Source organism: Mesonia aestuariivivens, from assembly GCF_019311235.1.
GTDB lineage: Bacteria > Bacteroidota > Bacteroidia > Flavobacteriales > Flavobacteriaceae > Mesonia > Mesonia aestuariivivens.
Window position 1 is genome coordinate 62482 of record NZ_JAHWDF010000007.1, and the last position, 11415, is coordinate 73896.

9 protein-coding genes are annotated in these 11415 nt (G+C 31.1%); 4 read left to right on the forward strand and 5 right to left on the reverse strand.

The annotated features are described in order from the left end of the window. The first annotated feature begins 221 nt into the window (after positions 1-221). Genes KW502_RS08065 through KW502_RS08080 form a run of 4 tightly spaced genes read left to right on the forward strand, consistent with a single transcriptional unit; the run spans position 222 to position 7198 of the window. Positions 222-3854, forward strand: a complete 3633-nt coding sequence (locus KW502_RS08065) for a CheR family methyltransferase (protein WP_219040040.1) — start codon at positions 222-224, stop codon at positions 3852-3854. Between the two features lie 3 nt (positions 3855-3857). Then, the gene (locus KW502_RS08070; RefSeq protein WP_219040041.1) at positions 3858-6077 is read left to right on the forward strand and encodes an ATP-binding protein; all 2220 of its coding nucleotides are present in this window, start codon (positions 3858-3860) and stop codon (positions 6075-6077) included. Between the two features lie 19 nt (positions 6078-6096). After that, a complete protein-coding gene (locus tag KW502_RS08075; protein WP_219040042.1) occupies positions 6097-6663 on the forward strand; it encodes a response regulator in 567 nt (188 codons plus the stop codon). Next, the gene (locus KW502_RS08080) at positions 6653-7198 is read left to right on the forward strand and encodes a biliverdin-producing heme oxygenase (RefSeq protein ID WP_219040043.1); all 546 of its coding nucleotides are present in this window, start codon (positions 6653-6655) and stop codon (positions 7196-7198) included. The genes KW502_RS08075 and KW502_RS08080 overlap by 11 nt, the downstream gene beginning before the upstream one ends. Position 7199: 1 nt before the next feature. Here the strand turns inward: KW502_RS08080 and KW502_RS08085 are convergent, their stop codons facing one another. The 5 genes from KW502_RS08085 to KW502_RS08105 are packed head-to-tail and all read right to left on the reverse strand — an operon-like array spanning position 7200 to position 11414. Further along, positions 7200-8006, reverse strand: coding sequence for an SDR family oxidoreductase (locus KW502_RS08085; protein WP_219040044.1), 807 nt, complete (start codon positions 8004-8006; stop codon positions 7200-7202). 26 nt (positions 8007-8032) lie between these two features. Next, the gene (locus KW502_RS08090; RefSeq protein WP_219040045.1) at positions 8033-8386 is read right to left on the reverse strand and encodes a cupin domain-containing protein; all 354 of its coding nucleotides are present in this window, start codon (positions 8384-8386) and stop codon (positions 8033-8035) included. Beyond that, complete coding sequence (locus KW502_RS08095) at positions 8386-9150, reverse strand: rhamnogalacturonan acetylesterase (RefSeq protein WP_219040046.1); 765 nt, start codon at positions 9148-9150, stop codon at positions 8386-8388. Before KW502_RS08095 ends, KW502_RS08090 begins: the two co-directional genes overlap by 1 nt. A 10-nt stretch (positions 9151-9160) precedes the next feature. Next, positions 9161-10408 (reverse strand): right-handed parallel beta-helix repeat-containing protein, encoded by a 1248-nt coding sequence (locus tag KW502_RS08100; protein WP_219040047.1) that lies wholly within the window; start codon positions 10406-10408, stop codon positions 9161-9163. Positions 10409-10430: 22 nt separating this feature from the next. Next, complete coding sequence (locus KW502_RS08105) at positions 10431-11414, reverse strand: pectinesterase family protein (protein WP_219040048.1); 984 nt, start codon at positions 11412-11414, stop codon at positions 10431-10433. Position 11415: the final 1 nt, after the last annotated feature.

Sequence of the window (11415 nt, forward strand, 5' to 3'; positions counted from 1 at the left end):
TTTTGGCACAGCTTATGATTAATAATAAACATATCACTGATAAAAATATTCTCTTTTTCATTACTTTAATGGGATAACACTCATTTTTTATTAAGAAAATCTTAAAAATCTAAATGAGTTATTAATATAATTATTTAGGTTATAAATCTAAATAATAATTTTATTATTTTTACAACAATCATTTTCAAAATCGACCATTAATCTAGCGATTCAGTGCAAAGATGACAAAAACAAAAAAAAATCAAGTTATAGATAACCAAAAAAATAAATCTTACCAATCCCGATTAATTGCAGTTGGAGCTAGCGCAGGAGGCTTAGAAGCTTTAAAATCTTTTTTTAGTAACTTACCTGATAACGATATTAACTCTTATATTGTTATTCAACATCTATCGCCAGATTACAAAAGTATGATGGCAGAACTTTTGTCTAAAACTGCAAAATTACCAATTGAAGAAATTCACGATAATTCTACAGTTGAACCTGGTAAAATATATCTTATTCCTCCAATTAATAATCTTACTATAGAGGATGGAATATTACATTTAACAGAAAAACCTAAAAATCAAAAATTAAATCTTCCTATAGACATTTTTTTAGACTCTCTTGCAGATTATAAAAAAGATCAAGCTATTGCTTTAATTTTAAGCGGAACTGGTAGCGATGGTACACGAGGTATTAAAGCCATAAAAGAGAATGATGGGATGGTAATGGTACAAGACCCGCGAGAAGCCAAATTTGACGGAATGCCTAAAAGCGCCATTAATTCTGGTATGGTAGATTATATTTTACCTGTAGAAGAAATGGGAGTTGAAATACATAGTTATATAAAAGCTGATATATCATTTAGCAGTCATGGAGATTTAGAAAGTTATGATGAAAAAGTTTTATCTAAAATACTCAACTATATAGACGAAAATACAGGTTTAGATTTTAGAGAATATAAAACTTCTACCTTAGCAAGAAGAATAACTCGACGAGTGAATGTTTGTAAATGTAAAACGCTCAAAGAATACTACCATTATTTACAAACTAACCCTGATGAAGTTTCTGTTTTATTTAAAGAGTTTTTAATAGGAGTAACCAAATTTTATAGAGACCCACGTGTGTGGCAAATCTTAAAAGAAGATATTATCCCTGAATTAATAGAAACTAAAGAAGATGGCGAAATTCTTAAAATATGGGATGTTGCTTGTAGTACTGGTGAAGAAGCTTATTCTTTAGCCATTTATATTTATGAAGAAATACAGCGACAAAATAAAAAAATAGAAGTTAAAATTTTCGCTACTGATATAGCTAAACAACATTTAGAAATTGGTGGTAATGGTATGTATTCTGAAAGTATGATAGCCGATATTGATAGTCAACTTTTAAATAGATATTTTATAAAAAAACCAGAAGGCTATCAAGTTATAGAGAAAATACGCAGAATGGTTATTTTTTCACAGCATAATATTATTAAAAACCCACCTTTTAGTAATATGGATATGGTTTTCTGTAGAAACTTGCTCATTTATTTTCAACAAAGTATTCAGAAAAAAGCATTAAATGTTTTACATTATTCATTAAAAGAAAAAGGGTTTTTAATTTTAGGTACTAGCGAAACGGTTAATTCACACCGAGAAAATTTTGAAGAAATAAGTCGAAAATGGAAAATATACCGAAATATATTACCTAGAAAAAGACTAAACAGCACCAATTTAAAGCCTAATTCTAAAATGAATGTAGCTGAAAAGCGAAGTAAAAGAACCGAATCTAAAAGCTCTAATCCCCTTCAAAAATTCACCTCTGAGCTTAATGAGGCTATCTTAGATCAATTTGGTGGCGCAAGTGTATTTATAGATGAAGATACAAATATTTTAGAAGCAGTAGGTGAATTTAGAAAATATGCAAACCTGCCAGTAAAAGGTTTTACCACGAAATTAAATGAAATGCTCGATGTGCATCTACAGCACATTTTGCAATCTTGTGTAAAAAAAGCAAAAAAAGACAATCAAAAAATAATATACAGAAATGCTACTTATACACATTTAAAAGAAAAAAAAGCATTAGACCTAATTGTAAAACCATTTATACAGCATAATTTAGATGGTGAAATTAATTATGTAATCACTTTCTTAGAAAAAAACATTGATTTACGTGATATTGAAGAGTCAGAAAAAATCACTCTAGATTCTCGAACACAAGAATATATTCTCGATTTAGAAAATGAACTGAAGAGAACCAAAGAAGAATTACATACTTCGATGGAAGAAATTGAAACCAGTAACGAAGAATTACAAAATGCGAACGAAGAATTATTAGCTTCTAACGAAGAATTGCAAAGCACTAACGAAGAATTACAAAGCGTAAACGAAGAAATTAATACGGTAAATGCAGAAAACATTCAAAAAATGGATGATTTATCTGAATTAAATGCCGACATGAATAATATTCTAGAAAGCACCGATATTGGTGTAATTTTCTTAGATAGTCAACTAAGAATTAGAAAGTTTACCCCTGCTATTAAAAAACACTTTAGTTTAATAAACTCAGATACCGGAAGACCTATAGATAATTTTGTAACAAATTTTGGCAAAAACAGAGGTCGTGGTCTTGTTTCTAGATGTAAAAAATCTATGGAAACTGGTAAAACTTTAGAACGAAATATAGTCTCTAAAGAAGGTAGAAATTATTTAAGAAGAATTTCTCCTTTTATAGATTCTCAAAACAATATCGACGGAGTAGTAATTACCTTTGTAGACATAGAATCTTTACAAAGAGCTAAAGATAAATTAGTAGCCAGCGAAAAAAGGTTTAAATCTTTTTACGAAGAAGATCCAGTCATGCATTTTAGTATAGACCCTAACACTTCAGAAATTCTACAATGTAATGAAGAAGCGATTTTAAGATTAGGCTATGATGAAAAAGAAGAAATAATAGGTAGACCTATTTACGATTTATACGATGATAAAACGAAACTTAAAGTAGTTCAATTTAATAAAGTTTTAAAAGAAGAAGGAGAATTAAAACATATAGAAATGGAAATGCTCACCAAAAAAGGTGAAAAAGTTCCCATTATTCTTTATTCTAATATAGAATATAACGAGAAAAAAGAAATTGTAACCAACCGTCTTACTTGCGTAGATGTATCTGAACTTAAAACCGTACAAGAAAAGCTTAAAGAGCAAAAAGCAGATTTACAAAGAGCTAATAAAGATTTAGAACAATTTGTTTCTATATGCTCTCACGATTTACAAGAACCGCTAGCCACAATTAAATTTGGTAGTGATGTTTTAGGTAAACTTTATGCAGATAAATTAGACGATAAAGGAAAAAGTTATATCTCTTATATAGATGAAGCTTCAGATAGATTAGCTAACCAAATTAAAGATTTATTAGAACACTCTAGAATTGGTAGAAATACTAAGAAAACATTAGTAGACACTAAAGAGTTAGCAGAAGTGGTAAGGTACGATCTTACTAAAAGAATAAAAGATACCCAAGCTAAAATAAGCATTGGTTCTTTACCAAAAATTAAAGCCTACAAAGTAGAGCTTAGGTTGCTTTTACAAAACTTAATGAGCAATGCTTTAAAGTATGTAGATAAAAACAGAAAACCAGAAATTAGAATATCTGCATATCCCCAAGATGATTATTGGGTATTCTCTGTTATGGATAATGGTATTGGAATTTCTGAAGAAGATCAAAAAAATATATTTACTATTTTTAGTCGTGTTCCTACTGAAGATAAATATGAAGGAACAGGGGTTGGACTGGCTCACGTAGAAAAAATTGTACAATTACATGAAGGTAGTATTTGGGTAGACTCTCAAAAAGGAGTTGGAAGTACTTTTTACTTTAAAATTAAAGCCTAATTAATGAAGCTTTCCTCTCAAAAAAACGATACAGTTACTATGACTAACTGCGATAGAGAGCCTATTCATGTGATTGAAAAAGCACAGCAACACGGGGTGATTATTGTGGTGAATACTCATACACAAAAAGTATTGCAAGCAAGTGAGAATTGTATAACTATATTAGGCAAAAATACCAAAGAAATTGTAGATCAAGAGTTAGAAAAAACAGTCTCTAATACTATCGCAAAAGATCTTTTTGATAAGATTAATAAAAAAGAAACACTTTACCCATATCACGCTCAATTTAGCGGAGAAAAATACTTACTTATTCCTCATATTTCAGAAACCAATCAACTCATTATAGACATTGAGCCTCTGGGGAAAAATATAGATCCTATTTTATTTCAAGAAGAATTAACAAAAATCCTAAAAGAAATAAAAGATACAGATCCTATTGAAGAAATGTGCAATCAAGCCGCATTACTCATTAAAAATTTATATGGTTACGACCGTGTAATGATGTATCGGTTTGATGAACAGTGGAATGGTGAAGTTGTCGCTGAAGCTCGTGAAAAAGAATTAGAAAGTTGGCTAGGTTTACATTATCCTGCCACAGATATTCCTGAACCAGCTAGAAAAATTTTTTTTAAACAAGGGGTTAGAATGATTTGCGATGTAAACCACCACCCCGCTGCCCTTCTACCTAATTTAGATGAAAAAATAAATTTATCTAAAAGTGAATTAAGAGGTGTTTCCCCTATTCATATTGAATATTTAAAAAATATGAACGTAGGTGCGTCTTTAACTGTTGCTATTATTTTAAATGGAAAACTCTGGGGTTTAATAGCTTGCCATCATTACAGTACAAAATTTATTAATTACCATCAACGCCAATCTTGCAAATTTCTTGCACAAGTATTTTCAAATAAATTAGCATTAAGAACAAGCAATAATTTTTTAGATAAGATACATTTATCTGAAAAAATTAGAAAAGAATTAATACTTCAGCTAGATTATATTTCTAATTTCGATCAAGCTTTAAGCCTTTACAAGCCAAACTTCACTGATATTATAGAATCTACCGGAGGTGCTATATATAATAATGAAAAACTTACATTAGTTGGAAAAACACCTACAGAAAAACAAGTGCTAAAAATAATATCTAAGGTGCTTAGTAATACTGAAGAAAATGTTTTCTATACCCAACAACTTACAAAGTATTACGCTAAAGCTTCTAAATTTGCAGAAAAAGCATCTGGTGTTTTAAGTATTAGAATCGGTAATGAAGAAAATTACCTTATTTGGTTTAGACCCGAAGAATCTACTACGATAACTTGGGGAGGAAATCCTAAAAAAAATGGGAGTATAAAAGATGGGGTAGAATATTTACACCCAAGAAAATCTTTTGAAAAATGGACAGAAAAAATTTCAGGTATTGCAAAACCTTGGAAAAACTATGATGTTGAAGCTGCTTCAAACCTCAAAGAAAGTATCACTCATATTTTAGTAAAAAAACAAAAAGATCAAATAAAAGAACTTAATGAAAGTCTGCTAGATGTAAATAAGGAATTAGAAACTTTTAGCTACAGTGTTTCTCACGATTTAAAAGCACCTCTTAGAGGAATTGAAGGTTATACTAGAATTCTTATTCAAAAATACTTTGATAAGCTAGATGAATTTGGACAGAATGCCTTAAAAACAATTCTTTCTTCTGCGGAAGAAATGGACCTTTTGATTGAAGATATTTTAACCTATTCTAAAGTAGGTCAAAATAAACTTAACATCACTAATTACAATCCCAAACATCAAATAGAAAATATTATAGCTTCACAAAACATTAAATTAGAATACCCTAATATCCAAATTGATATCGCAGATAACTTACCCAATATTATAGGTGATAAACGAATGCTATTGCAAGTATTTTCAAATTTAATAAGCAATGCAGTGAAGTATTCTTCAAAAGAAAAAAACCCGAAAATTGAAATTGGATTTTATATTCATGATAAAAATACAATCTATTATATAAAAGACAACGGCATAGGCTTTAAAGATGATTTTAAAAATAAAATTTTTGACGTATTTTCACGCTTTGTTAATGGAAGCGAATTTAAAGGATCTGGCATAGGATTAGCTACAGTAAAGAAAGCTGTAGAAAAGCACCAAGGAAAAATTTGGGCAGAATCAATTTTAGGTAAAGGAGCCACATTCTACTTTTATGTTTCGGTAAGCGAAAAATAATTTTGCATTAAAAAAAACTATGATCACCACAAAACTAAGAATCTTATTAGTAGAAGACTATAAAACAGATGCTGAACTTATTGAAATGCAAATTCAGCAAATAGTACAAAATTACGAGATTAACCTAGTAGACAATTTAGAAGATTTTAAAAATGAACTTCAAAACTTTGTGCCAGATGTAATTCTATCTGATTATAACTTACCTACGTGTAATGGTCTTGACATTTTGCAATTTGCACAACGTTACGATGAGTCTATTCCGTTTATTTTTATAACCGGCACCATAGATGATGATGAGATTGCTGCCAATACAATTTTGTCTGGAGCCTCAGGTTTTATATTGAAAAAACATATGATTAATTTAGCTGAAAAGCTAAAACCATTATTTAAAAAAGTGGTTTTTAATATGATTCAAAAAGAAGAGCTTAGAGAAAAAGTAAGAAAAAATAAAATTGCGGTCAATCAAATTTATGATTATTTAGATAAAATTCAGAGTGAGAATAATGAACAACATTTAAATATTAATGAAATTAGAAAAAATATAGATTTTATCAAACCTTTTAAAGAAGAAGACGATGCTGAATAAATTTAGAGAAGCCACACATCAGTTACATAAAGATATTGAAAGTGAAAATTTAGCTGAATTAATTATGCAGCATAATATTACTTTAGAAGAATATAAAAAACTATTACTTCAAAATTATATAGCTTATTACGTTACAGAACGAGCTATTCAGCAACAATTACCTACCTACACTTCAGATAAATCTGAAAATTTAGCCAAAGATTTAGCTCAATTAGGAGTAAAAATAGAAAATTCTAATAAATTTATCCAACAATACCAACTCAACTCTCCAGCAGAAGCTTGGGGTGCGTGGTATGTAGTTGAAGGTTCATCTTTAGGAGGAATGATGATTGCAAAAAATATTAAAGAATGTGATGAACTAGCTGCTATAGAAAATCATCATTTTTTTAACGGAAAAAGACAAAGTGTTGATGGTTGGCGCCAATTTACTAAAGATTTAAAACATCAAGAATTTTCTAAAAGCGAAGAGAATGAAGCTATACAAAAAGCTAAAGACACTTTTATTTTCTTTGGTAATGTGTTTAAAGAAGTTTAAATCAAACTCCGCTAAAAGCACCAAAACCACCATCTACTGGAATAATTACACCCGTAACAAAAGAAGATTCATCACTCGCTAACCAATTAGCTAATCCTTGTAATTCTTCTGGTTTTCCAAAACGCTTCATGGGAGTTTGATTCACGATGGTTTGCCCACGTTGCGTTAAACTTCCATCTTTATTTAATAGTAAACTTTTGTTTTGTTTACCTATAAAAAAACCCGGTGCAATTGCATTTACACGAATACCGTCTCCATATTTATGATTCATTTCAACAGCTAACCACTTTGTGAAGTTATCTACTGCTGCCTTTGCTGCAGAATACCCTAATACTCGGGTTAAAGCTTGTTGGGCAGCCATAGAAGAAATATTAATAATGCTTCCTTTTTTTTGATTAACCATTTCTTTAGCAAATACCAATGTAGGTAGTAAGGTTCCTTTAAAATTAAGGTGATTTACTTTATCAAAATCATCTAAATTTAAGTCGAAAAGCTCTTGTTCTGGAGTAATTACTGCTCCTTTTATATTACCACCAGCTGCATTTACTAAAATATCAATCTGTCCATATTCTTTTAGTATATTTTCTTTACAAACTTCTAATTCTTCTCGATTAAGAACATCGGCTATTATAGAAAACGCTTTGCCTCCTAAAGTTTCTATTTCTTCTACTTTTTTAACAACGGTTGATTGAGTTCTTCCTAAAATACCAACCTTAGCACCTTCAGCCGCTAGACCTATAGCAATAGCTCCTCCTAAAACTCCGTTTCCACCAGTAACAATAGCAACTTTACTTTCTAATTTCTTCATTATATATTGAATAAAAAAAAAGATGATTAATAATCATCTTCTTCATTTAAAAAATCTTCTCTAATCGGATTAAATACATCGATGAGCACCCCTGCTTCTAGACATTCGGCTCCGTGTTCTGTATTTGGAGATACAAAAAAACCGTCACCTTGCTCTAGAATTTTTTCATCGCCATTTATAATAATTTTAAACTTACCTGATGCGACATAAGAACCCTGTGAATGAAAATGATCATGCAATGCTCCTACAGCTCCTTTTTCAAACTTCACTTTTACAAGCATTAATTCAGGATTATAGCCAATAAATTTACGGGTAATTCCTTCGGCTGCATATTCCCATTTACTTTCATTGTCTTTGAAAAAAATTGGTGGTGTGTACATTAAAGAATTTGTTTTTTTAAGGTTTGATTTTTTATATATTTTTTCAAATCTAAATCTTTTTTTGCAATTTCTTTTAAGGCTAAGGTAGCTACTAGAGTTGCTCCCATTTTAGATAAATGTGTATCATCATCTTTACGTTTTTCATAATACGCTACTTCTCCCGGAGCAAAATGCAAATGTAAATTTCTTGAGTCTTCTTCTCCATATTTTTCTTCTAACTGCTCGGTAAGCCATTGCATATCGATAAACGGAACGTCCAACTCTTTGCCCAGCATTCTCACAACTAATGGATAAGACCCGTGTGTATCTACAAATGTACCAAATTTATTAAAATTTCTACGTACAATAGAACTCATCAAAATAGGAGTTGCCCCTTTTTCTCTGGTTTGGTTTACAAATTTTTCTAAGTTATAGCGGTAAGCCGTAAACGGATTAGTATAACGATCTGGAGAATTAATTTTTTGATCGTTATGCCCAAACTGAATTATGACAAAGTCACCAGGTTTAAGTTGGTCATAAATCGTTTTCCAACGACCTTCATTTAAAAAACTTTTAGTACTTCTACCATTAACGGCATGGTTCTCAATAGTTATTTTATTGGTCATTAATTCTGGAAGCATTTGCCCCCAGCCATGCTCGGGGTTTTCTTCCGGATTTTTTTTATCGGCCATGGTAGAATCTCCAATAAGGTATAGTGTTGGTTTCTCTTGTGCATAAAAATGTATAGATATTAAAATAAAAATACAAGAAAATAATACTTTCATATGTTTTGTTTTAAAATTCAAAAGCTCCTAAATCTGGGGCTGCTCCGTTAAACTCTACCCCTTCTACTTCTAATCCGGCGTCTATTAAATCGCTTCCTGAAACTAAATTCATAAAAGTCACTTCTGGTAAGCTACCATCTGCTTGACGTGGATTTGTTAATTCTTCTGCCATTAAACTTTCAAAATCTTCTTCAGATACCGATAAACCATCGTTCCAACTATTATTAGAAATATTTGTGGTAGTAGCATCAAAACTATTAGCCCCATTAAAAGAAATAGCGTTTTTAATAATTAACTCTTGAAGAGGATTTGTACTACTAAATGCGTAATTTCTTCCATTACCGTAGGCTGAACAATTGTAAATAGTTACTGTGCCTCTGTTACTATTGTGGTCAAAACCATCGTAAATATTACCAACCGCAAGACACCTAATATACAAAGCATTATGGCTTAAATCTTTATCATCACTACCTCCCGTTTTAAATCCGTTTCCATCACCTAAGCCTGGTGTTCCGTCCTCTAGGTATCCATTATTAATCGCCCAACAATTCATATAAGTGGTTGTAATATTATCGTTATCTCTTAAATAACCATCCCAACCATCATCTAAATTATTCCAAGTACGGCATCCTTCAAATTTATTACCAGTTCCTGCATCTAATTTACAAGCAAATCCATCGGCATTTTCGATAGAAGAATCTGCATTGAAATATGAGTCACAATTTAATATCAAATTATTTGCACCTCCATTACCAATCTGAAGTCCTGTATCTTTATTTCTTCTGAAATCACAAAATTCGATAATATTATTGCTTCCACTAATAACCATACCGTTATCACCAGCACCTTCGATAATTATACCTTTTATCTTCCAGTAATCTTGGTCTAAATTAAAACCTCTATTAGAAGCATTCTCTTCCATCACAGAAAAATCTAGTAGAGGTCTTTCACCCTGAGCCATGACAACAATCGGCTCATTTTCAGTTCCTGAGGCTAATACAGATAATGGTGCACTAAATTCATAATTTCCTGCAGCTACGATAATTGAATCTCCAGCATTAGCTGCTAATAAAGCATCTCTTAATCCTTCAGCGCTATTTACGTTTACAGCAATAGGCTGGGTAGGTTCATCTGGATCTTGATAGCCCGACCAAACAGAACCATCACTATAATTATCATCTACAGATTCACAAGAGCTTAGGATAGCTAATATTGCCAACAAGCACAATTTAAATTTTATAAGATTTGAGATTCTCATTTTAAGTTATTTTAGGTTAATACTATTGAATTGGACTCCAAGAATTATTAGTTATGGAGAATATGTTTTCTAGTGTATATTTTTTCACTTCTTTTTTACTTAATTGATGCGACCAGCTTACTCTGGTTTTTGGTGAAGCCCCTTCTCCTTTACTATTATACTCTGCGTAAAAAGTAGTTTTTTCTTTTTGCGGAAACATTTTATCACCCCTCCAAGGATCCCAGCCTTTTTCTACAATATGATCTCCTAAAATTGAATTGATAAAAACGGTTTTTGCATACGAACGCCAAGGTCTACCTAAGTAAACTTTATCTATCCCATCTTTTGCAATTAAATTACAGTTAAAAAAAACATAACCAAATTCCTGATTTTGGGGTGTGGCTGCTGCGGTAATATAAGAATTATATAAACTTTTAATTGTACAATCTTCAAAAACGCAAGTGGATTCACCAAAAATAAAATCGGTTGTTCCTTCGATATAACAATTTTTATAATATTGGCGACTACTTTCTGTTGCTGTATATAATGTATCTTGACAGCCTAATAACTTACAGTTTTCAGCAATAAAACGATCTCCTTCTACGTGAAGAGCTACTGCCTGACCACGATTACACCACGTATTTTGAACACTTAAATTTCTAAAATGGATATCGTCGCCTTGAACTAAAACCGTAGAGGAAGTAAATGTTGATAATTCTTTACCAGTAACAGAATCGATTTTACCGGAATAATCACTACCTGTTATGATGGTATTTTCTTTGCTTTCTCCAATTAAAGTAAGTTGATGCTTCCAACTGGGAATCACCAATTTTTCTTGATAAGTTCCTTTTTTGATAAATATTTCAACTTCACCAGGACCTAAATCTCGAGTAGAATTTACCGCTTCTTGAATGGTTTTGAAATCGCCACTTCCATCTTGAGCCACCGTTAACTTAAGATATGGATCTTTAGCGATAGCACATTGAACTATTAATAATAATGCGAATATGGGTAGTAATTTCTTCATC

What these genes read in the sequence shown, in the direction of transcription:
- KW502_RS08100 (WP_219040047.1), bottom strand. Translation starts at nt 10,408, where the DNA reads ATGAGAATCTCAAATCTTATAAAATTTAAATTGTGCTTGTTGGCAATA.
- KW502_RS08065 (WP_219040040.1), top strand. Translation starts at nt 222, where the DNA reads ATGACAAAAACAAAAAAAAATCAAGTTATAGATAACCAAAAAAATAAA.
- KW502_RS08095 (WP_219040046.1), bottom strand. Translation starts at nt 9,150, where the DNA reads ATGAAAGTATTATTTTCTTGTATTTTTATTTTAATATCTATACATTTT.
- KW502_RS08090 (WP_219040045.1), bottom strand. Translation starts at nt 8,386, where the DNA reads ATGTACACACCACCAATTTTTTTCAAAGACAATGAAAGTAAATGGGAA.
- KW502_RS08080 (WP_219040043.1), top strand. Translation starts at nt 6,653, where the DNA reads ATGCTGAATAAATTTAGAGAAGCCACACATCAGTTACATAAAGATATT.
- KW502_RS08105 (WP_219040048.1), bottom strand. Translation starts at nt 11,414, where the DNA reads ATGAAGAAATTACTACCCATATTCGCATTATTATTAATAGTTCAATGT.
- KW502_RS08070 (WP_219040041.1), top strand. Translation starts at nt 3,858, where the DNA reads ATGAAGCTTTCCTCTCAAAAAAACGATACAGTTACTATGACTAACTGC.
- KW502_RS08075 (WP_219040042.1), top strand. Translation starts at nt 6,097, where the DNA reads ATGATCACCACAAAACTAAGAATCTTATTAGTAGAAGACTATAAAACA.
- KW502_RS08085 (WP_219040044.1), bottom strand. Translation starts at nt 8,006, where the DNA reads ATGAAGAAATTAGAAAGTAAAGTTGCTATTGTTACTGGTGGAAACGGA.